Source organism: Streptomyces sp. NPDC097595, from assembly GCF_044761525.1.
GTDB classification, from domain to species: domain Bacteria; phylum Actinomycetota; class Actinomycetes; order Streptomycetales; family Streptomycetaceae; genus Streptomyces; species Streptomyces drozdowiczii_A.
Window position 1 is genome coordinate 160,297 of the sequence record NZ_JBIWCN010000007.1, and the last position, 22,320, is coordinate 182,616.

15 protein-coding genes and 3 pseudogenes are annotated in these 22,320 nt (G+C 67.3%); 8 read left to right on the forward strand and 10 right to left on the reverse strand.

Features of this window, described 5'->3' with window-relative positions:
• Window positions 1-13: 13 nt before the first annotated feature.
• Window positions 14-457: a MarR family winged helix-turn-helix transcriptional regulator gene (locus ACIQZN_RS13725; RefSeq protein WP_403992023.1), complete on the reverse strand. Its 444-nt coding sequence runs from the start codon at window positions 455-457 to the stop codon at window positions 14-16.
• 145 nt (window positions 458-602) lie between these two features.
• On the opposite strand from ACIQZN_RS13725, the gene ACIQZN_RS13730 reads away from it, so the two are divergent.
• Together ACIQZN_RS13730 and mltG are read left to right on the forward strand one after the other, a co-directional pair.
• A complete protein-coding gene (locus ACIQZN_RS13730) occupies window positions 603-2,408 on the forward strand; it encodes an ABC transporter ATP-binding protein (RefSeq protein ID WP_403992026.1) in 1,806 nt (601 codons plus the stop codon).
• A 65-nt stretch (window positions 2,409-2,473) separates the two neighbouring features.
• Window positions 2,474-3,334 carry an endolytic transglycosylase MltG gene (gene mltG, locus ACIQZN_RS13735; RefSeq protein WP_403992029.1) on the forward strand — a complete coding sequence of 287 codons (861 nt, stop codon included), beginning with the start codon at window positions 2,474-2,476 and terminating at the stop codon, window positions 3,332-3,334.
• Window positions 3,335-3,353: 19 nt separating this feature from the next.
• On the opposite strand, the gene ACIQZN_RS13740 is transcribed toward mltG, so the two are convergent.
• Window positions 3,354-4,484, reverse strand: coding sequence for an NAD(P)-binding domain-containing protein (locus ACIQZN_RS13740; protein ID WP_403992032.1), 1,131 nt, complete (start codon window positions 4,482-4,484; stop codon window positions 3,354-3,356).
• 102 nt (window positions 4,485-4,586) lie between these two features.
• Here ACIQZN_RS13740 and ACIQZN_RS13745 point away from each other — a divergent pair, with 102 nt between their 5' ends.
• Window positions 4,587-5,009, forward strand: a complete 423-nt coding sequence (locus ACIQZN_RS13745) for a YjbQ family protein (protein WP_403992035.1) — start codon at window positions 4,587-4,589, stop codon at window positions 5,007-5,009.
• Between the two features lie 111 nt (window positions 5,010-5,120).
• Window positions 5,121-5,606, forward strand: coding sequence for a recombinase family protein (locus ACIQZN_RS13750; RefSeq protein WP_403992038.1), 486 nt, complete (start codon window positions 5,121-5,123; stop codon window positions 5,604-5,606).
• A 1,035-nt stretch (window positions 5,607-6,641) separates the two neighbouring features.
• Here ACIQZN_RS13750 and ACIQZN_RS13755 read toward each other — a convergent pair.
• The 6 genes and pseudogenes from ACIQZN_RS13755 to ACIQZN_RS13780 form a co-directional block, all read right to left on the reverse strand.
• Window positions 6,642-7,454: pseudogene (locus ACIQZN_RS13755) on the reverse strand (IS5 family transposase).
• 200 nt (window positions 7,455-7,654) lie between these two features.
• Window positions 7,655-9,055, reverse strand: coding sequence for a DNA-binding protein (locus ACIQZN_RS13760; protein WP_403992041.1), 1,401 nt, complete (start codon window positions 9,053-9,055; stop codon window positions 7,655-7,657).
• Window positions 9,056-9,415: 360 nt separating this feature from the next.
• Window positions 9,416-10,214 (reverse strand): annotated as a pseudogene (locus ACIQZN_RS13765) (transposase family protein).
• Window positions 10,215-10,377: 163 nt separating this feature from the next.
• A complete protein-coding gene (locus ACIQZN_RS13770; RefSeq protein ID WP_403992044.1) occupies window positions 10,378-11,226 on the reverse strand; it encodes a hypothetical protein in 849 nt (282 codons plus the stop codon).
• Window positions 11,223-13,511 (reverse strand): WD40 repeat domain-containing protein, encoded by a 2,289-nt coding sequence (locus ACIQZN_RS13775; protein ID WP_403992322.1) that lies wholly within the window; start codon window positions 13,509-13,511, stop codon window positions 11,223-11,225. Before ACIQZN_RS13775 ends, ACIQZN_RS13770 begins: the two co-directional genes overlap by 4 nt.
• A gap of 210 nt (window positions 13,512-13,721) precedes the next feature.
• A pseudogene (locus tag ACIQZN_RS13780) lies at window positions 13,722-14,069 on the reverse strand (hypothetical protein); the annotation flags it as partial.
• Window positions 14,070-14,207: 138 nt separating this feature from the next.
• Between ACIQZN_RS13780 and ACIQZN_RS13785 the strand changes: the two are divergent.
• Window positions 14,208-15,266, forward strand: coding sequence for an IS630 family transposase (locus ACIQZN_RS13785; RefSeq protein WP_403992325.1), 1,059 nt, complete (start codon window positions 14,208-14,210; stop codon window positions 15,264-15,266).
• Here the strand turns inward: ACIQZN_RS13785 and ACIQZN_RS13790 are convergent.
• Window positions 15,222-15,632 (reverse strand): hypothetical protein, encoded by a 411-nt coding sequence (locus tag ACIQZN_RS13790; RefSeq protein WP_330452530.1) that lies wholly within the window; start codon window positions 15,630-15,632, stop codon window positions 15,222-15,224. The two genes, ACIQZN_RS13785 and ACIQZN_RS13790, sit on opposite strands and share 45 nt — an antisense overlap.
• 778 nt (window positions 15,633-16,410) lie before the next feature.
• Here ACIQZN_RS13790 and ACIQZN_RS13795 point away from each other — a divergent pair.
• Both ACIQZN_RS13795 and ACIQZN_RS13800 read left to right on the forward strand, forming a co-directional pair.
• Window positions 16,411-18,003, forward strand: a complete 1,593-nt coding sequence (locus ACIQZN_RS13795) for an ISL3 family transposase (RefSeq protein WP_403992328.1) — start codon at window positions 16,411-16,413, stop codon at window positions 18,001-18,003.
• Window positions 18,004-18,035: 32 nt separating this feature from the next.
• The gene (locus tag ACIQZN_RS13800) at window positions 18,036-18,617 is read left to right on the forward strand and encodes a hypothetical protein (RefSeq protein ID WP_403992047.1); all 582 of its coding nucleotides are present in this window, start codon (window positions 18,036-18,038) and stop codon (window positions 18,615-18,617) included.
• Here the strand turns inward: ACIQZN_RS13800 and ACIQZN_RS13805 are convergent.
• The gene (locus ACIQZN_RS13805) at window positions 18,505-20,511 is read right to left on the reverse strand and encodes a caspase family protein (protein ID WP_403992050.1); all 2,007 of its coding nucleotides are present in this window, start codon (window positions 20,509-20,511) and stop codon (window positions 18,505-18,507) included. The two genes, ACIQZN_RS13800 and ACIQZN_RS13805, sit on opposite strands and share 113 nt — an antisense overlap.
• Before the next feature lie 561 nt (window positions 20,512-21,072).
• Between ACIQZN_RS13805 and ACIQZN_RS13810 the strand changes: the two genes are divergently transcribed.
• Window positions 21,073-22,068, forward strand: coding sequence for a hypothetical protein (locus ACIQZN_RS13810; RefSeq protein ID WP_403992053.1), 996 nt, complete (start codon window positions 21,073-21,075; stop codon window positions 22,066-22,068).
• Window positions 22,069-22,320 lie beyond the last annotated feature (252 nt).

Consider the following 22,320-nt stretch of genomic DNA (forward strand, 5'->3'; position numbering starts at 1 on the left):
GTCCCGTGGCCGGTCAGCAGCGGCGCTCCGGCATTCCGTCGACCAGTGCGGTCAGCAGACCGCCGAGCACCTCGCGCTGCTCGGCGGTCAACGGAGCCAGGATCTCCTCCGCGGCCGCCCGGCGCGCGTCGCGCAGCGAGCGGAGCGTGGCGATGCCCTCGTCCGTGATCTCGATCCTGACCACCCTACGACTGTCCGGATCGGGGACGCGGCGCACCCTGCCACTCGCCTCCAGGGCGTCGACCAGCGTGGTCACGGCGCGGGGGACCACATCGAGGCGCTGCGCGAGATCCGCCATCCGGGGCGGTCCGTCGTAATGGGCGACGGTGCGCAGCAGCCGGAACTGCGCGGGCGTGATGCCGATCGGCTCCAGCTGGCGGCCCTGGATGCGCTGGAGCCTGCGGGTGAGCCGCAGCAGCTGTTCGGCGAGCATGCCATCGGGGTCGGGGGAGTCCATGGGAAGAACAGTATCAGGACTTCATTCATTGTGAATAGGGGTAACAATGAGCTATGCTCTCATTCGGCTGGACTGTCACGGTCGCGATCCCCGTGTCCGTGCGGCCCCGCCCCGCCCCATTGCCGCACGTCCGACGAAGGAGCCCATGAAACCCGACGAACCCGCGTGGACACCCCCGCCCAAGGACCCCGCCCAGCCGCCGGCCGAGCTGCGCCGCATCCTCCGCCTCTTCCGCCCGTACCGCGGCCGCCTCGCGGTGGTCGGACTGCTCGTCGGCGCCTCGTCGCTGGTGTCGGTCGCCTCGCCGTTCCTGCTGCGCGAGATCCTGGACACCGCCCTCCCGCAGGGCCGGACCGGGCTGCTCACGCTGCTCGCCCTCGGCATGATCCTCACCGCCGTGATGAACAGCGTCTTCGGTGTGCTCCAGACGCTCATCTCCACCACCGTCGGCCAGCGCGTCATGCACGACCTCCGCACCGCCGTCTACACCCAGCTGCAGCGGATGCCGCTCGCCTTCTTCACCCGCACCCGTACGGGTGAGGTCCAGTCCCGGATCGCCAACGACATCGGCGGCATGCAGGCCACCGTCACCTCGACTGCGACCTCGCTCGTCTCCAACCTCACCGCGGTCATCGCCACCGTCGTCGCCATGCTCGCGCTCGACTGGCGGCTCACCGTCGTCTCGCTGCTCCTGCTGCCCGTCTTCGTCTGGATCAGCCGCCGGGTCGGCCGCGAGCGCAAGAAGATCACCACCCAGCGCCAGAAGCAGATGGCCGCCATGGCCGCCACCGTCACCGAGTCGCTGTCCGTCAGCGGCATCCTCCTCGGTCGCACGATGGGCCGCTCCGACTCGCTCACCCAGAGCTTCTCCGAGGAGTCCGAGCGGCTGGTCGACCTCGAAGTGCGCTCCAGCATGGCCGGACGCTGGCGGATGTCCACGATCGGCATCGTCATGGCCGCCATGCCGGCCGTCATCTACTGGGCCGCGGGCATGGCCCTCCAGTCCGGCGGGCCCGACGTCTCGATCGGCACCCTGGTCGCCTTCGTCTCCCTCCAGCAGGGCCTCTTCCGCCCCGCCGTGAGCCTGCTCTCCACCGGGGTGCAGATGCAGACCTCCCTCGCGCTCTTCCAGCGGATCTTCGAATACCTCGACCTCACCGTGGACATCACGGAGCCGGAGCATCCGGTGCGCCTGGAGACGATCCGCGGCGAGGTCCGCTTCGAGAACGTGGACTTCAGCTACGACGAGAAGAGCGGCCCGACCCTCAGCGGCGTCGACGTCACCGTGCCCGCCGGAGCCGGACTGGCCGTCGTCGGCCCCACGGGGTCCGGCAAGTCCACCCTCAGCTATCTGGTGCCCCGCCTGTACGACGTGACCGGCGGCCGGGTGACCCTCGACGGGGTCGACGTGCGCGACCTCGACTTTGACACCCTCGCCCGCGCGGTCGGCGTCGTCTCGCAGGAGACGTACCTCTTCCACGCCTCGGTCGCCGAGAACCTGCGCTTCGCGAAGCCGGACGCCACCGACGAGGAGATCGAGGCGGCGGCCCGCGCCGCGCAGATCCACGATCACATCGCCTCGCTCCCCGACGGCTACGACACCCTCGTCGGCGAACGCGGATACCGCTTCTCCGGCGGTGAGAAGCAGCGCCTGGCCATCGCGCGGACCATCCTGCGCGACCCGCCGGTGCTGATCCTGGACGAGGCGACGAGCGCGCTCGACACCCGTACCGAATTCGCCGTGCAGGAGGCCATCGACGCACTCTCCGCCGGACGCACCACGATCACCATCGCCCACCGGCTCTCCACCGTCCGCGACGCCGACCAGATCGTCGTCCTCGACGGCGGCCGCACGGCGGAGCGCGGCACCCACGAGGAACTGCTCCGGCTCGACGGACGGTACGCAGCACTGGTCCGCCGGGACACGGAGATGGCCCCCGTGGCGGGCTGACCGGGGGGCTTGCCGCCGGGCATGGCGTCCCCGAGCCCGGGACCGGCGCGGGTTAGCGTGCCCGCATGGCGCACGAGAGCCCGGATACGCAGCCCCCGGTCACCCCGCCCCGCCGCCGCACGCGCCTGACCCGGCGCGGCCGCCTGACGCTGTTCATCGGCTCCCTGCTCGTCCTCGTCGTGGCCGCGGCGGTGCTCGTCCCCCTGCTCACACGGGAACCGAAGACCGAGGAAACCGCCCGCACGCTGGTGATCCCCGAGGGCCGCCGGGCGACCCAGGTCTACGAGGCCGTCGATCAGGCCCTCGGCGTACCCGCCGGCACGACCGCCTCTGCCGCGCCGACGTCGGACCTGCCGCTCCCGGCCGCTGCGAAGGACAACCCCGAGGGCTACCTCTACCCGGCGACGTACCCGGTCACCTCCGCGACGACCCCGAAGAGCCTGCTGCGCTACATGACCGCCACGGCGGGCCGGCACTTCGGCGCCGACCACATCACGGCGGGCGCCCGCCGCAACGACGTGACCGTGTACCAGACGGTGACCATCGCCAGCATCGTCCAGGCCGAGGCGGACACCGAGTCGGACATGGGCAAGGTCGCCCGCGTCATCCACAACCGCCTCGACCGGGGCATGCCGCTCCAGATGGACTCCACCCTCAACTACGCGTTGAACCGCAGCACCCTGGACACCACCACCGGCGACACGAAGCTCGACAGCCCCTACAACAGCTACGCCCACAAGGGGCTCCCGCCCACGCCCATCGGCAACCCGGGCGAACAGGCGATGACCGCCGCGATCACCCCCACCCCGGGCCCCTGGCTGTACTTCGTGACGGTGGCCCCGGGCGACACCCGCTTCACGGACGACTACGCGGAACAGCAGCGGAACGTGGCGGAGTTCAACCGGAACCGTGGGGGAGGGAGCTGAGGGGGTGGGCGCCCGCCCGTCAGACGAAGGCGGGCACCTCTACGGGCTCCGCAGACGCGCTCGACACCCCTACGGGCTCCGCAGGCGCGTCCGACACCCCGTCCCGCAGCAGCGCGATGATCTCCCGCACGGCGGCGCGTCCGGCGCGATTGGCACCGATCGTGCTGGCGGAGGGGCCGTAGCCGACGAGATGGACGCGCGGGTCGCGTGCGGCGCGGGTGCCCTCGACCTGGATGCCGCCGCCGCGCTCCCGCAGCCGCAGCGGCGCGAGATGGTCGATGGCCGCGCGGAAGCCGGTGGCCCAGAGGATGACGTCGGCCTCGATGCGGCGGCCGTCGTCCCAGGCGACACCGGAGGGCGTGATCCGGTCGAACATGGGGAGCCGGTCCAGCACCCCGGACTCGCGGGCGCGCCGGATGGCGTCGTTGACGGGCAGCCCGGTCACGCTCACCACGCTCTGCGGCGGCAGCCCGCGCCGGACCCGCTCCTCCACCATGGCGACGGCGGCCCGCCCCTGGTCCGCCCCGAAGGGCCCTTCCCGGAAGACCGGCGGCCGGCGCGTCACCCAGTGGGTCTCCGCCGCCACCTCGGCGATCTCCATCAGATGCTGCGTACCGGAGGCACCGCCGCCGACGACGACCACCCGCTGTCCGGCGAACCCGGCGGGGCCCGGATAGCCGGCCGTGTGCAGCTGCCGGCCCCGGAACGTCTCCTGCCCCGGGTAGCGCGGCCAGAAGGGCCGGTCCCAGGTCCCGGTCGCGTTGATCAGGGCGCGCGTCGCGTACGTACCCTCGGAGGTCTCGACCAGCAGCCGGCCGCCGTCGCCCTCGCGCACGGCGCGGACGTCGACCGGCCGGTGCACGCGCAGCCCGAAGGTGCGCTCGTACCGGTCGAAGTAGGCGCCGATGACCTCGGACGACGGCCGCTCCTCGTCCGCGCCGGTCAGCTCCATGGCCGGCAGCGCGTGCATGCCGTGCACCTTGCCGTACGTCAGCGAGGGCCACCGGAACTGCCAGGCGCCGCCCGGGGCCGGCGCATGGTCGAGGACCACGAAGTCGCGGTCCGGTTCCAGACCGCCGCGCCGCAAATGGTACGCGGCGGACAGCCCCGCCTGCCCGGCGCCGACCACTACGACGTCCACCGACCGCATCGCCAAATCGTTCACGCTTCTACCAACTACGACGGCCCCACGGAACTTCCCGCGCGCCCGTCGCTCAACGCTTCCGGCCCCGCGCCACGGCAGGATGGGCCCATGTCTTCTGCCTTCACCACCACGGTCCTGCACCTCACGACGGGCTCGACGGAGACGGTCACCGACCTGACGTCGGACTGCGAACAGTTCCTCGCCCGCGCGGCCTCCGGCCGCGACGGCCTGCTCAACCTCTTCGTCCCGCACGCCACCGCCGGAATCGCGGTCCTGGAAACCGGCGCGGGCAGCGACGACGACCTCCTCTCCGCCCTGCACACCCTGCTCCCGGCCGACGACCGCTGGCAACACCGCCACGGCCACCCCGGCCACGGCCGCGACCACGTCGTCCCGGCCTTCGTCCCCCCGCACGCCACCCTCCCGGTGATCGCGGGCCGCCTGGAACTAGGCACCTGGCAGTCGGTATGCCTGGTGGACACGAACATGGCTAAAGACAACCGTCAGGTTCGTCTGAGCTTCCTGGGCTGACCGAGATCGTTCAGCTGGGTCGTGCCGCCGAATCTCCGTACCATGCGCGCTCGAACGGAGAGAAGAAATGCGCGGTACGGACCTCAATGCGATCGAACGACCCTACGACGGATGCGGCAGTGCCTGCTCGGAGGGCGGCGGCTGTCGCGCGTGAAGCTGGCGACGTCCTCGCCTGAGCGCCAGCGCGAGAACGTGCTCACCGCCGCCGCCTCCGTCGGGGCTCACATCATCGGCTGGGCGGACGACTGGGAGGTCTCCGGCGCCACCGATCCCGTGACCCGCCCCAGCCTGGGCCCGTGGCTCCGTGACGAGAAGGGCCCGTACGACGGCTTGGTCGCCGCAGCGGTGGACCGGCTCGGCCGCAGCGTCGTCGACTGCCTGAACACCGGCTACAAGATGCGGGACGAGAAGAAGATGCTCGTCACGTACGGGCACGACGGAGCCTGGAACCTCGACGACCCCGCTGACGAGAACCGTTTCACCATGGAGGCCTGGGGTGCGCAGATGGAACTGCGCGCGATCCAGCGCAGGAACCGTGACGCCCCTTTGGTGCCTTCTGATGTCGGCAAGCCTGGGGTCCGGGAGGCTCCTCGATGATCGCGCTGACGTGATCTAGCCAAGTACGTGAGGTGCCGCTGCGTACGGTGCAGTTCGGTCGGAGGACGCTTGTGCTGGGTGCGCGGGCAGCGGAGGGGCTGACACCGAGTTCTGGCAAGGTGTCGAACGCGGCGGAAACTGATTCCGATCACCCTTCGACTGTCAGACTGGCCTGGTACAGCGCCTGGGCTGGTCAGATCGCCGTGCCGTGGGCCCGCCCGATTTTAGGAACGATTGGCGCGGGCAGAGTGGTCACGCATGGCATGAGGACGGCCGGCGACGAGCGTTGCGGCTCCTAGCCAGCTTTCCGGAACGGAAGTGACGAGCTGACAACGCGAAGGAAGTGCCACGGTCGACTTATGCGCGCTGTACCCGCCTGTGAGCCGCAGCGTGCCCCCGCAAGGTGATGCCGTGGCAGGCGCTCGGTGCGCGTCGTCATCCGGTTAGTCTGGGGTTTCCTTAGAACTCGTAACACGTTCTTGCTGGCGTGCAGCGGCCTGGTCGGCGGCAGCTGAGTAGGCCGCTGCTTCCTGTGCCAAGACCGTTCAAGGGCCTCGCCAGAGTCATGCCGGGACGAAGCTCGGCCACCAGGGTGGGACGTTAGCCGGGCACAGCGGGGCGGGGTAGGAGTTCGGCATGCCGAGCCATGTGACGAGGAACCAGGCCAACCACAGGGTGAAGACGAGCCCTGCAGCCAGGGCTGTCCTACGATGACGTTTCCCGAGGGTGCCGTACAGGATCACCCACGGAACTGCTGCGGCGATCCATATGAGAGGCGCAAGAAGTAGCAACAACATGTTGTTGGCTGCTGCGCCGCTACCGATGTCACAAGCAGCCCAGGCCCTCCCAATGGCAGCAGTGGTCACCACCGCGGTCAGCCCACCGAAGGCGACTCCAAAGCCAGATCCTCTGAACCAGCGGCTCGGTGGACTCGACGGCTCTACTCCCACGAGCATCTCCCCCGCCTCGCCGTGGATGCAGAGGGTACCAACGTCTGAAGCAGCCCGTCGGGTCCCTGGCCTGCCCTGACACCAGTCAGCCGTTCTTGGGCTTCCGAAGCCGCCGCCAGCAGATGAGGCTACAGGCGAGGGAGACGAAGGCGTCGTGGAGTTCGGTGCGGCGTTCCCAGCGGACGGCCAGGCGCTTGAAGTGGTGGAGCAGAGCGAAGGTCTGCTCGACAACGTAGCGGAGCTTGCCCAAGCCCTTGATGTTCGGTGATCCCTTGCGGGAGATGATCGGCAGGATCCGCCGGTGACGGAGCTCGTCGCGGTGGGCGTTGGAGTCGTATCCCTTGTCGCCAAGCAAAGCTTCAGGTCTGCGGCGGGGCCGGCCTGGGCGGCCCGCGACGGGCGGGATGCCGTCAACCAAGGGGAGCGTCTGGGTGACGTCGTTGACGTTGGCCGCGGTGGTGATGACCTTGAGAGGGGTGCCACGTCCATCGCAGATCAAGTGGTGTTCGCTGCCCGTCTTCCGCCGGTCGACCGGCGACGGGCCGGTATCTGCGCCCCCTTTTTTTCGCGCGGATGTGGGAACCATCCACGCACGCACGTGACCAGTCGAGTTCGCCGGCGGCGTTCAGCTCGGCAAGCAGGACCCGGTGCACCGGTCGAAGAATCCTGCTTTCTGCCACCGGTCCAGGCGACGCCAACAAGTCTGTCCCGCGCCGAAACCCAGCTCCAGAGGCAGGAGTTGCCAGGCCATGTCGTTGTAGAGGACGAACAAAATGCCCTGGAGACAGAGTCGGTCTGACACTGGCCGTGGCCCTGGCGACCGTTCCGGCCACGGTAGCAGCAACGGCTCGATCAACGCCCACAACTCATCGTCCACGATCCACGGTCGAGTACCCACGCATCACGAACGGCCGAATCGTCACATTGGTCACGCCCGACCAGGGCATCTCAACAAGATCGTGTTACGAGCTCTTAACGGAGGTTGGTGGAGTCGAGGGTAACCAACTTAGACAACTGCGGAGCATGCGCCAAGCGCTTAGAGGCTCACCCGTTCGGTGCCGTGTCGTACGCGCGGTGCTCCCCAGAGGCGGTCGCTTCTCAGATGTTGAGTAGTTGCCGGAGGGCGTTCGGGCCGAGGCGCTTGTCCGCATCGGCGATAGCCCCGTTGAAGCGGACTCCTTCGGTTCCGAGGATTTCTGCGGGGGTGTCCGTTCGGGTTTGGTCCGCCCACTGGAAGCCGTTGCTGACGCGCCCTGCTGCATTCAAGACACGCCAGGGGCTGGGACATTGGCCGCAGGTACTCAGGTGTCTTCCGACCGGAACGGCGTGGCTGCCTATCACTGCTGCCACGTCACCGTAGGTGGTCCATCGTCCGGCAGGGACTGCGCCCAGCAGGGTGTGCAGCTCCGTCCAGTCTTTGCGGGTGCCGTTGAGTTGCTTGGCCAGCCCTGAGAGGTTGAGTCCTGCGAGGGTGGCCCATTCTTCGCTGTCGACATCGCTGGGAACATGACTGGTGTCGACGTCCCACCATGTTGTGCCCTGTATGCCGTCGGGGCTGCGGCTTGTCACGCTCGTGAAGATGTGGTTTGCCAGTCCGGTGGGGGAGTAGGACGCGCCGTCGGCGTCCCAGATCAGTGGCTGAGCAGTGTTGTTGGTCCAGACGGCGGTTGCTCTGCTGCTGTCCTCTTCTACCCACGCGTTGATGGCATTACGGATGGCTTCCGTTGTGCCATGGCGCGGTGTCATGAGCAGTTTGGTGCCTTCGGGCAGCAGGCCCGCACCGACGAGTACGTGAACGGCGTTGCGTGAGCGTGCGCGTTCCTGCAGTTTCTTGGCTGCAGCCTCGCCTTCGACTCGGGCAGGTGTGAGCGTGAACTCCTCCACCTCCGGAGTCGGATAGACCTTGGTGAAGCCGGCGACGACGTGTCCCTCCACCTTCCACAGCCCCACCTGAATGAGGTCGATGTCGAGGCTCATTTCCGACAGCCAGACCACGGAGTGGGTGACCTGCTTGGGGAAGTCAGCGGCGATGATCACCTGTCGGGGACGCTGGAGCAGTTCCGGGCTCCACTCCCCGTCCACATGATCGAGCAGGCGCTGCCTGCATGCATCGATGTCGAGGCTTTGCCCCCTGCGCGTGAGGAAGTCGCGGTGCGCCTGGGTCAGGGTGCTGAGGTCGAACCGGGACACCAAGGCGGCGTAGGTGATCGCCTGGAGGTGTACGTCCCGGTCGGCGGTACCGCGCTTCAGCTCGACCACGACGAGGCGCCCGGTTGCGTCCAGGCCCAGGATGTCCAGCCGGTCGCGCGCAGGCACGCCGTCCGTATCGGCCCATCGGTCGTACTCTGCGGTAACGACGAGCACCGACTCCCCGAGCACCTGCGGGTGGGCGATTACCCACTCCTGCAAGTGCTGCCTCTCAAGGAGGCCTTCCGCAGCCAACCCGGTGCGCGCGATCGGTGTGGCCGCCTCGCCCATGACGGTGAAGAGGTGATCCACGATGGCCTCCTGGTGCAACCGGCAGCTCGACTTTCAGAGCTTACGTGGGCCGGATCGCTCCTCATGCAGTCCTGCTTGCCGGGCCCCAGATCGGCCTCGGCCCCTTCTGGAATCGATTCCGAGATTGGCTTGCTCATTTCCAGGGCATTCACGGCGACGCCGTATTGCGGAGAGGATTATCCGCAAGGGCGGCCTGTGAGAAGCGACGTAGGGGCACTGACCTGAGCGGCTCTGTGGCATCGTGTCCATCGCTTTCCTCTATCTGCTGAAGCTGGGGAGGGTCAGGGCAGGCAGGATCGAGCGCGGTCTGAACGGGAGGTAGCTCAAGTCGGTTGGAGTGTCAGTGAGCCTTTTTCAACCTCACGTTGAGACGGGGTGAAGGACGACGACGGCCTTCACCATCTCGGTGATCCGGCTGGTGTGGAAGCGCAGCTTCCGGAGGAGGCGCTGGCCCTTGAGGGTGGCCATGGGCTGTTCGCCGAGACAGCGATCCTGGCGTGACCGCTGTTGTGACGTGGCTTCTATCGCTTGAGCTGACGGCCGCGAAAGGGCACCCGAACCGGTCCGCCAGCTCCTTGGTACGCCTGTCGGCCCAGCATTTGAGGTGCGCTTCGGCAAGGGCTTCGATGATCTCGTGGTGGCGTGCGGCGGTCAGGTCGTGAGTCGAGTCGGGTAGAGCCGGCGAGGCCGGAGTAGCCGTCGGAACGGGTCGGCCAGGACCTGGACGTTCATGCCGTGGCGCTTGTGTTTTCCGGAGTAGTAAGGGTCTCAGCGGCGATCCGGTCGATTGGCAGCGGGGTGGCGTCAAGGATTACGAACGCCTTCGTCCGGATCGTCTTCATCGCCTTGGTCAGAGATGGGGTGAGGGCGGCCAGGACGTCGACGGCCTCGCGTATGTAGCGGAAGGCGGTCGCAATCCCGATGCCGAACTCTGCGGCGAGCCGCGCGTAGGTATCACCACACCGCAGGTGTGCGAGGGCGAGCAGAGTCTGACGCCCTGCTCAGTCGTCGCCACCGCGTACCGATCTCCTCGCCGGGAGGTGTGCTGTTCGGCCAGACACGCAAGGGGGCGACTGGACAGGTCGATCGATGACGGGTAGAGAGGGGCGCGAGGCTCCTGGCAGCACGTTGGATCTTGGTCGTGACGCCGCCCCCCCAAAGGCTTCGTCGTTAGGCAGAAGTGTCCAAATCAACCCTGCCATTGACGAGTTGGAAAAGGCTCATGCTCTCAGGAAGAGATCATTTTGTCTCGGTTCCAAATGGCCTGCCCCTGTTGGTTGATTGATCCTGCTGCCTCGGTCCGCCGTGCTGGGCCGAGCGGCTCAGTTGAGCGCTCCTGCCAGAGCGAGTCCGGTTTCGCGCGCAGTCAGGTAGGGGCGAACGTCGTGGGCACGCGCGCCGTTGTTGACGGTCTGGTCCTGGATGCGGGTTCCGAATGAAGGCGCGAGCTCTTTCATCAGAGCCACGGCATCTCCGTGATCGGCGATGTTGATCCAACGCTTCACGGGCACGGGCCACCGGGCCATTCCCCCGTGAGGGGTGGGTCGAAGTCGATCGAAGATGAGGCCGCGTACGGCTAAAGGGGACCCAAGAGTGATCAGCGTGAGGTCCTGCCACTGCGGGTGGGCGCACAATGTCTCGTATGCGACGATGCTGCCCAGGGAATGGGCGACGATCACTGTCGTCTCGCCGGTCACTGCGCGGGCCAGACGTTGTCCTGCAGCCCCCCGGACGTCTGGCTCGGTGAAGTAGCGTCGGACCTGGCGGGCACTGCCGATCATCGTGCCCTCGGCGAGGCCGGCGAAGAAGGTCGAGTGGCTGAGTGCGTTGAGTGCCCGCTGGACGATGAGGGGGGTACGTAGCCGGCCAGTGGTATTCGGTCCGGGTACGCGGCTCTCGGCGTCCGCGGCTGCCTCCCACCACGACAGGAGCAGCTCGTGCTCGAGTCCCAGTTCTACGTCGGATGCGTCGAGCGGCGGCTCGCCCAGGCCGCGGTGACCAGGTCGGCGGAACAGGTCACCGTAGAAGGCGGCCGAAACGTCGTCGCGAGGCAGTGTGCGGGCACCTGAGAGGGCGAGGCCGTCGTTCAGAGACGGAAGCCACGCCTCGGCGATCGTCTCGGGCCCTTTGAGTTGCTGCGCGATGCCGTGGACCAAAACGACACGGGTCATCTGGAACCCCTCTGTTCCCCATGAGCTGCGGGGGTCAGGCGGAGCGCCACCAGCCCCATGTCTGTCGCCACGCAGATCCGGCCAGCCTCGTCGACGGCAGCGCCGTTGATCCTGCTGCCGACGTTGATTTCTGCTTGGAGGGCGACCGCCTCGAGGTCCCAGACGCGGACCAAGCCGTACCCGTCGGCGGCTACGAGCGTAGGAGTGCCACCTACGCTCGCCACGCGCACACGTCGAACCGCCGCCGGGAACCGGTCCAGTTCGGTACTGGGGGGTGAGTGGCCGTCCAACGGCACCAAGCAGACTCGACCGTCACCGGCTCCGGTCACCAGGTGGTCGCGCCCGCCGATCACTGCCAGATCCAGGGCGGTCGCCCCCATCTCATAGCCGGTTCGGACCTCCCCGAGAGGGAGACCGGTCCGGAGATCCCACAATCGCACGGTCCCGTCGTATGAGGCACTGGCCACTATCGGCACGGTTCCCACCCGCCCGGTCCGTAGAGCGCTGACCAAGGCAGTGTGCCCCGACATGGGCGAGCATACGAGAGCTTCCGTATCGACATCCCAGGCGTGCAGGGTGTAGTCCCCGGCAACGGAGATCACGACGGGGCGCCCCTCCAGGACGTCGGCGCATGCAAGCTGTGAATAGCCGGCCCGGCGTGCCAACCTGTCACGTGCGCCGAGACCCCAGACCTCGACATCTGTCCAAGTGCTGCGAACCACGATCGAGTCATCGTCAATGCGCTTCGTGACAGCGTGGTAGATGGAGGACGCCCCTGAGGTCAAGTGGCTGGCGGCCTGTCGGCCGGTCTCCAGATCGTGGACACGCACAGCACCGTCGAGACTGCCTGTCACGACCACGGCACGACCATCGGTAGCGAGGGTGATGTCGGCCGAAAGCAGGTGTTGTTCAAGGCCGTACAGGGGCTCACCCAGCGGTTGCATGGTGGTCAAGTTCCACAGGCGGACCTGAAGCGAACCAACGCCGATCATCACCGGAACGTTCCCGATCCGCCCAAAGACGGGCGGAGTCTGCGAGCCCTGCGCCAGGTTGTTGCAACTGGCCAGGGCTGGGCCCTCTTCGGCGCCGGATTTCAGGTCCCAGACGCGAAATGTGTTGTCATACGAGGTTGTTGCCATGATGGTCCTGCTGCCTATGCAGCCGAGTGTGGCTGCCGCGACGAAGCCGGTGTGGCCGGAATAAGGACCTCCTATTACGGCGGACGTCTCCATGTCCCTGGCATGTACCACGTTTCCATCGAGGATCACGATGACGACAGGCCGCTCTTGGTGGAATCCGACTCCGACGGTCCGCGCCGCGGGTGTGAGAGTGGACGCGTCGAAATGGGAACAGAGCGTTGTGGTCAGGTGGCTGGGACCGGACTGGATGCGCCACAGGTATCCGTGACCCAAGGAGGTGCAAAGGGCAACCTCAAGTCCTCGTCTGCCCCGTCGGACCGACAGGTGCCGGATGTCCCCAATGTGGCCGGTCAGCGGTGCGCAGACGTCGGTGCCGTCGCGTGCATCCCAGAGGCGCACCGTTCCGTCGTCGCTTCCGGTGAGGAGGATCAGCCGTTCTTCGACTTCACCGAAGACGGCGCAGCGAACGGCGTTGGTGTGACCGATCAGCGGGCTGGCCGAGGCGCCCGCACGCAGGGGTTCCCACAATCGCACGGTGGTATCGGATCCGCCTGTGGCCACGACCAGCGAACCGCCCATCTCTGCGACGGCAACGGCCAAGACTTGGCCCGTGTGGCCTTTCAGGGGTGAGGCGCATTCCTGGCCGGTGTCCATGTCCCACAGGCGGGCCGATCCGTCTTCGCTCCCCGTGACTGCCAGGTCCCGGCTTCGGTACGAGTGGTAGGCCGCGGCCAGCACGGGTCGTGCATGGCCTTCGGCGGGCTGGTCCGCCGCGAGGTCCCAGATTCGTGCCGTCCGGTCCTCGCTCACCGTCACGGTGAGGGCGATGTCGCCTTGGTCGAAAAGTGCCGCAGCGGTGATGTCGTGGACGTGGCCGCGCAGGGGAGGGCCGAGCTGCTGCAAGGTGCGGACATCCCATACGCGGGCTTCCATTCGCCCGCTCGTCACCGCTACGGGGCGACCTCCGAAGTGGCCGGCGGCTGCCGAGGTCACTCCGCTCCGGCTGTAGTAGACATGTGCGCTGACCGGCTCCCCGACCTGACGGCGATCGTGCAGGTCCCAGCGGCTGAGCATGCCCGCCTGGTCACCGACCAGAGCGATGGCGCGGCCGTCGACTTCGGTTACGCACACCGCAGATACGCCCATCGTCGTGCCGATGAGGGGGCTGCCGTCCACGCGGGCGCTCCCGCCGCCGACCACCTCGGACAAGTCCCAGACGAACACTGATTTGTCGTCCCCGCCGGTGACGGCGATCGGCCGTCCGTCGAGTTCCCCGAGACTTGCGGCGAGGACGGAGCGACGGTGTTCGGTCAGCTCGCTCCCCAACTGGCGCCGGTTCTGCAAGTCCCACAACCGCGCCGTGCCGTCGGAGCTGGCGGTCAGCACGACCGGGCGTCCCTCGAGGGCTCCCATCGCGATGCTTGCCACGCGGTTGGTGTGCCCGCGCAGCGGTTCGCCGTATTCCTGGCCTGCCGAGAGGTCCCAGACCTTGACCGTGCCGTCATCACCACCGGTCAGAGCCACCGTGTAGTCACCAAGATCACCGATGGCAACGGAGCTCACGGCGATACCGATGGACGGGGGATCCCCGATCTGCTGCTGAGCCGTCAGGTCCCAGATTCGCGCTGTGCCGTCCACACTGCCAGTGACCGTGATCGGACGGCCATCCAGTGCTCCAACCGCGACGCAGCTCACGGTGCGGGTGTGACCGGCTAGTGGCTCGACTCAGTTGGTCGACCCGGTAATTGCTGTGTAGGCGGTTGGCCATCAGGCTGTCTCCAAGAACTGATCTTGGAGGTGGTCGTGGGACGTCGTCCGGGAGTGTTTGTTCGGCCGGTGAGCATGGAGGAGGGCCGGAGGCTCCAGCGGATCGGCCGGACCTCGAAGGATCCGGTCCGGCTGCGTCGTGCAATCGTGGTGCTGATGTCCGCCCAGGGCCAGCCTGTGCGGAACATCACCTCACTGCTGCAGGTCAGCGAGGACTACGTGCGTGATGTCATCCACGCGTTCAACGAGCGGGGGTTCGACGCGCTGGACCCAAAATGGAGCGGGGGACGGCCCAGAACGATCAATGACCAGGTGCGCGAGCGCATCTGTCTGATCGCCCGGACGTCCCCCGCCGACTGGGGCATCGCCGCGTTCTCCACCTGGAGCCTGACCAAGCTCGCCGAGCACCTGGTCAAGCGGAAGGTCGTGCCGACTCTCAGCCGGGAGACTCTGCGCCGGATCCTGCACGAGGGCAAGGTCTCCTGGCAGACCACCACTACATGGGAAGCCTCCACCGACCCGCATTTCATAGCCAAGATGCACCGCGTGCTGGAGCTGTACGACGCTCCACCCGCCGACGGCCGGGTGGTCTGCGTCGACGAGTTCGGCCCGCTTAACCTCCAGCCTCGCAAGGGCAAGGCGTGGCGCCCACTGCGCTCCCCGCACCGACTGCGGGCCACCTACAACCGCTACGACGGCGTGATGCACATGCTCGCCGCTCTCGACCTGACCACCGGCAAGATCTACTACCGGATCCGCAAGCGCAAGCGGTGGCGTGAGTTCCTCGGCCTGCTCAAGGCCCTGCGCAGCCGCTGGCCAGCCGAGAAGCTCTACGTCGTGCTGGACAACTTCTCCCCGCACAAGCACCCGAACGTCCAGGCATGGGCTGCCGCGAACGAGGTCGAGCTGGTCTTCCTGCCCACCTACGGATCATGGCTGAACTGGATCGAGTCCGAGTTCGCAGCCCTGCGTTACTTCGCGCTCAACGGCACCGACCACCGCAGCCACGACGAGCAGAACACTGCTATCGGCGCCTACATCCGCTGGCACAACGCCCGCGCCGAGCCGAAGACGAACTTCGCCCCCGATTCACGCATCCGCACCTGGACCCAGTACCCGGCGAAGGCGGCTTGAGAAGTCCTCCACCGGGTCCTCAGGAACTCTCGGCCACCTCTCCATGGCCGTGACGATCTGCGCCAGTTGGGCCTGGAAGTCCGTCATCTCGACCTCGCCTCGCCCAAACGCCTGCCATAGGCCTACGAGCTGGTCCTCCCACTCGCCGAACTCGATCAGCTTGTCCGCCAGCGTGAACCCGTCCAGCGACGGCTTACCGACCTCAAGCACCCAGCGAGTTGCGGCCGCGCTCGCGGTGACCCCGCGCCCGGCCAGCTCGACCACGGCGAACGGCGCCCGGTCATCCGCTGCGACCGCGAGGAACACACCCAGCGACACGGAGTTGTTCACGGCCAACCCCCGCCCGGAGGCGTCGGACTCGTTCACTCGCCATCCTTCCCTCCCAGGCCCCAATCCGGTGCAGCCTACCGAGTTGCCCGGACAACGATCCGAGACGAACCACTAGCAGCCGGTGGACGCCGCTCGTCGACCACCAAGCCCAATTCGCTGCCCAAGGGCGCGCCAAGGAGAGGTCCTCAATGCGGTCGGCCAGCAGATCGGCCTCGCACCGACGGGCCGAGAGCTGCAGGTCCGCAGCACGGTCTCCGAGCAGGCGATCGTGGGTCAGTCGATGGGCCACGTGTTCGTACGCGCTGCGGATGCGCCGGGCGATGTCGCCCTCAATGGAAGAGAAGGCCGTTACGAGTGCTCGCGGATCACTGGCCAGGAGAAACCCGGGATCCTCGATCAGGTCGGTCAGGGCGTCGCCAGCGGCTGCGTGCGTCGCCAGATGACGCCGGACGTACCCGGCAGCGCCGAGCCAGTCCGGCGGGCCGTCGACCGGCCTTGAGACGAGCGAGCGCAGGGCCCGTACGATCGACTGTTGCACCTGCTCCGCCGCCCGGCCCGCAGTGGCACGAAGATGCTCGGCGAGTGCCTTGTGGTAGAGGCGATACGCGGATCGTTGGTCATCGTCGATGACTTCGGCGACGTACGCTTCAGCCACGTCCAACGCCCAGGTGACATCCTCTTCGGGGTTCTGGCTCGCTTTCCGTGACGCGTGCACGCTGAGTTACGGCTGGTGCTCCGATCAGGCTTCGGGAAGTTGCCTGAAAATGATCAGGGCCGATCTTGGTGTGGTTGACAGTGCGGCGTCGTGGAAGAAATGTCGCCCCGCCTGGAGGGCCTGCTGTTACCGTCCATCGCGGACGTGTCGGTGCTGTCGCTGGACGTGAGTCACGAGGCGATACGCATCGACCTCTGCAGTACGGCGGCCGGGGCGGCATGCCCGGACTGCGGGAGCGAGTCGACCCGGGTGCACAGCTCTTACCAGCGGTTTCCTGCGGACGTACCGAGTGGCGGACGGCGGGTGCTGCTCCGACTGCGAGTCCGGCGGCTCTTCTGTCCGGAGTCGTCCTGTGCTCGGCGGACGTTCGCTGAGCAACTGCCGGGACTGACCCGGCGGCACAGCCGGTGGACGGAGCGGTTGCGGTCGACTCTCGCCGCGGTGGGTCTCGCCCTCGCCGGCCGGGCGGGCGCCCGGCTGGCACGGGCTTTCGGGGTGCCCATCAGCCGCAGCGCGGTGTTGCGGCTGATGGAAGCTTTGCCCGAACCGAGTGTCCCGGCCCCGCGGGTGGTTGGTGTCGATGAGTACGCCACACGCAAAGGGCGGGTCTACGGCACGGTGCTCGTTGACGTCGAAACCCGCCGGCCGGTGGATCTACTGCCTGACCGAGAGGCGTCCAGCCTGGCCGCATGGCTCGCGAAGCGACCCGGCATCGAGATCGTCTGCCGGGACCGCGCACCGTTCTTCGCGGAAGGCGCCACAGCCGGGGCGCCCCAGGCGACGCAGGTCGCCGACCGCTGGCATCTGTGGCACAACCTCGGGGAGGCCGCTGAGCGGGCGGTGGCCCGCCACCGCCACTGCCTTCGCGTCCTGGTCCCCGACCCCGAGGGGAAGGTCGACGAACCGGCGCCGCCCGAGGAGAAGGCGGACTCGCCATGGCGGAGCGAGCGGTTCGCCAACCGCGTCCGAGCCCGGCACGCCATGGTCCACGCGCTGCTGGAAGCCGGCCACAGCCGCCGTTCCATCGGGCGTCAGCTCCAGATGACTCACCGGACCGTCAAGAGCCTCGCCGACGCGGCGAAGCCGGAAGACCTCTTCCGTGGCCAGTGGCAGCACAACAGGACCTCCATCCTCGACGAGTACAAGCCCTTCCTGGACGAACGCTGGGACGAGGGCTGCACCAACGCCTGGAAGCTCTGGGAGGAGATCGTTCCCTTGGGCTATCGCGGCAGCTACGGCCGGGTCAGCGCCTACCTGCGCCAGAAGCGCACCTCGCCACGACCGGTCACCGCGCAACCACCGGCACCCCGCGTGGTGACGCGATGGATCCTCAGCCGACCCGAGACGCTGACACAGATCGAACAGCTCCGGCTCAAGGCAGTCCTGGCCAACTGCCCCGAACTCGACGCCCTGACCGGCCATGTCCGGTCCTTCGCCCAGATGCTCACCGCGCGCCAGGGCGAACGACTCCCGCAATGGCTCGACGCTGTCCGCCAGGACGACCTGCCCAGCCTCCACAGTCTCGCGGCCGGCATCGACCGAGACCTCGACGCGGTTATCGCCGGACTCACCCTGCCCTGGAGCTCCGGCGTCGTTGAGGGCCACGTCAACCGGATCAAGATGCTCAAGCGCCAGATGTTCGGCCGGGCCGGTTTCGCACTGCTCCGCAAGCGGGTCCTGCTGGCTCACTGATCGATGTCAGATGCGCGCGATAGCTTCCCCACATGGGTGTTTACCTGGTGAGCGTCGGCGCGGAGGAATGGTTCGGTGACGAGGAGGACGGATGGGGTGAAGTTGCTTCGGAACTCGATGCTGAACTCAGGCGGCGGGGCCTGCCGCCCTACGAGGACGTCCCCGCAGAGACGGACTTCGCACCTGGCTCAGGACAAGCCTTCGAGGAAAAGCTGACCCCCGACATGACCGGGTTCCTCGCCTTGTGCCAGACGCACCTGTCACGAGAGGAATCGGAGATCCTCTGCGGCTGGACCGTGCTCGTGCCCTTCTCGCTCGATGAGGAGATCTGGTTGCCCATCGAATCCGACGACCACGAGTCCATGGTCGTCGGCGCTCCTCAGGTACTACCGCTCGCCGAGAAGCTGGCGGCAGCCATCGATCTGCCAGCCGAAACCCCGGCAACGTGCGACAACCTCGACCTGAGCACGTGGTTCAGGCACCAAGCAATGGAACCGGCCACTACTCGGACAGGACCGTGGACCAAGGACCTGGACACAGCCTTCTACGTCGCACTGTTCCTGCGCGCTGCACAGCACTCGATCCGACGCGGCTGCCCCATTGTCTGCAGCTGAGGCGCGACTTCGGTCCCACTGGTCTCTCAGCGAAGATCACCCACCGTGCACGCGTCACGGAAAGCGAGCCAGAACCCTCTTCGGTGCACACAACGCCCGAGATCACCGAACTCAGCGTCGTCCACACATCACCCCTGGGCAGCCCTTTACCCTCCGAGAAGGCCAGCGCGAGCAGCATCCGTCGCACTCGGGCCTCGTCCGGACCGAAGCGGGCCAGATAGTCGTCGAAGGCCTCACCGACCTCGCTGGGCAGGTCCTCCGCCCAGCCAGCGCGGTCGGTATCGAGGGGAGAGCAATCGGAGCGCAGGGTGCGGGCTGTCGTCCTTGCGTAGAGGTAGACTCCGGCCGCCTTCGCCGCGACCGCGTCGGCGACCGTACGTGCGCGGTCGGCCTGGTCTCGGTAGGGCGTCGGAATCTCGGGTTCGTCCTCGGCCAACAACACTCGTGCGACGTAGCCGGACACGTCCTCCTGCGTGGCCCGGTAGCCGTCCCGATCCAGGTCCATAACCGTGAATGTGCGGCCCAGCGGGCTCACAAGTTCATGGCGAGCCCCCACGAGCAGCCTCACGCCGTAAATCTCAGACATGGGGCGCAGCAGCTCCCGCGTGATCCGGCGAGGCTCACCGTGGCCGCCGGCGTCCGCGGCGGTATCCGAACCTGCTTCGTCGACGGCGTCGACCACTACGACGATGGGTGCTCCCTGACGCCCGCGGCGGGTCAGCTCCTGCAGCAGAGCGGCGGGGCCATCGGTACGGGTATCGAGCGCGGTGGCGATGCGTTCGACCACCTCCTCCAGCCGTTTGTGCCGCGCGTGGACCGCAGCTGAGACAGACCCGACAGGAAGAACGGTCGACGCTTCGACACCGGAGAGGTCGAGACGAGCTCGGTATCCAAGGTCCGAAAGGGCGACGATCCGTCCGAGCACCGCCGACTTTCCGCATCCCGGGCTCCCGGTAACCACTCTTCCGCGACCGTCGCCCTGGGGCGAGGTTAGCCAGTCTACGAGTTCGGACAGCACCTGGGTCCGGCCGCTGAAGTAGAGGCCCTGCTCGGACTCGAACTCCACACCGCGCGACCGGGGGCCGAAGTGTTCGTCCAGATCTCGCTCCGCCACTCGTCGTTGGACCTGTAGATCGGTACCCAGGGGAGGAAGTTCCTCCCGATAATTCGAGTTCGCAAGGAACGGCGCGAGGCCGGTCACGAGTCCACTGGCCAACTCGGCTCGTTGGCCGCGACCTTCAGCGTCGAACTGTTCGTTGACGGCTTTGACGAGTTCGGTGAGGTCCAGGTACCGCTGGCGTTGGCCGGTCCTCCCGGCGGTGGTTTCGACGCCCTTGATCAGGGCCGTGACGAACTTGCCGTCCTCCGTAATGTCCTTGTGCCGGGCCGAGCCCAGAAACCACAGGCCGGTCGAGGCACCGTCGGCGGTGCTCCGGTAGGCGATTGTCTGAAGTGCGACCACAGCCGCGTCCGCGCTCCCTGCTCCGGCTGAGCAGGTGTCGAGGATCAGCAACAGGTGACGTAGCTCGCCGCGACAGAGGATGCGTACGAGGTCTTCAGTGGCCAAGGCGCTGGAGACGAGGTCGTCCTCCTGCGAATCCCAGCAGAGCAGATAGTGGCGGTCGCGTTCCTCAACGGATCCGTGTCCCGCGAAGTAGATGACGACGACGTCGTCGGCCGTCAGATCGGCATCGGACGACCAATGGGTCATTTTCCGCCGTATCTGATCGGCGCTGTCGTAGTCCCCGAGGCCCGGCAACACAGCTGTGTAGCCGAACGCTTGGAACAGCTCGGTCGTCGCCCGTACGTCCCCGGGCACGGAGGCCAGCTGCTCCTCCTTCGGGAGGTGGCAGTACTTGCCGCTCCCCAAGGCGATGAAGAATTGCCTTCCCACCCCACACCCCGACGTCGTGGACTGCTGGCCCCGAACTTTACCTAGCGACAGGTCAATCCGCCGAGAGTTGCGACGAGCAGGGGTGCATCAAACCTCCGGCGGCAGCCCGCCTCCGTCCTGAGGGTCGTGGCCACCCGCCCCGCGTCGGGGAGTTCAGCCAGTACCGCGAGATGGACGTTGCTGCCCGCCAAGTCGGCGTACTGCTTGGGTGTCCGACCTACCGTAGGCCGCAAAATACGAAGCCGCCCTGACGGCCTGACCGACGCAACCTCGTCGAAGCGAAGCAAGCTCACAACCCCGCAGGCAGCGTCATCGAGTCCGGTTGCTCCGCGGCCTCGCCCGCCACCCGTCCTTGTGGCCGGGCGGAGGAGAGCATTTGCTTGCGGCGCGCAGGGTATGCGCTAGCCTGCGGATAGGAATGGAGCCTGGGACGGTACCTGGGCCACCTCCGGTCGTCTTGAGGTACGGAGCGTCGGAACGCGCCCTCGCTACCACCTCCTTCCCGCTTCCTTCGCACCTGTTCTGTCCGGCCCCTCTGCCGGACAGCCGAAAGGCGTTTCGTTGACCATCTACTCTCAGCACGCCACCCGTGGAAAGTCCCAGATCCTGGCGACCTACCAAGGTCCGGACGGCGTCGTGTCCAAGACCGTGACAAGTCTTGCCGAGCCACACCTTGCGGTTCCGGTCGTCGACGCCCTCAACAGGATCTCCGCCTTCGCTACCGTCCCTGTCAGCATCCACGACCGCCGGGAACGGCGTGTGGGCTACTACCCGCGCACGCACCTCGCCGCCCTGACCGATCCTGCCGCCCGCCCCAACCTTCTCGGCGGCGCCCACAGCCTCTGGTACGAGTACGTCTGCCTGCGGCTTCACCAGGCGCTGGCCGACCTGGAAATTGCCGTGGCAGCTCTCCCCGGCACGGTTAGCAGGGCGATCCGATCCGAACTGGAGCAAGAGAAGCACGGGTTGCAGACAGGACTCGCAGAGTTCTCGGGAGCTGCCACCGAGGATGAGCCGGAGACCGAGCGCTGCTGGGAGTTCAGGCACCCCTTCGTGAAGTACGACGACGGGCTGGACACGCTGGGCGACGAGACGCGCGAGCAGCTCGACCGACGCGAGTCGGGATTCACCTCGGAGGAACGGGAGAAGGCGGTCGCTGCCCTCCGGGTGCTGGTCACCGCGCACGCCCAGGGCGGCGACGTGGGGGCTTCACTCGACGACCCCAGCTGTCGCCTTTTCGTGGAGCCGTACGACTCCGACGGCTTCTACCTGACGATCGAAGCGCCGGAGCCAGGCGACGACGAGACTTCGTGGGAGATCGAGGTCGGCCGATGGGTGCCGGACGATCCCGAGGAGGAGCCCGGGAATCACACTAGCGCGACAGGCCACGACATGGTCGGCTGTGCCCTTGCGGTCGCGCCGACCGCCGAGGAGATCACTCATCTGCTGAAGTCCGTGGACGAGAAGCCGCTGCTGCTCGCCGAGTGGGCCGAGTCGCGCGTGGGAGCGGTCCTCGCAGGGACGGCGATGGTGGTGACCGAACGCTACGTCTCGTGATCGAGTCGGCAAGGAAGGCTTGATGCTGACGTGGTGGGGACTGGGCACGGCTCGCCACACATGCCGAGTGGATGCTTAAGCCGTGGTGGTCACCTCGCGAGGTGACCACCACGGCTGGGCAGGCGTGCGTTGGGATCCGGATAGGCTGGGGGTTGCCTTAACGGAGTGTGGTCGACACGAACAGGAGCAACACCAACCGTCAGGTCAGGTTGTCGTTCCTGGGCGGCGTTGGCGGGGCCTGACTGTAGGGGG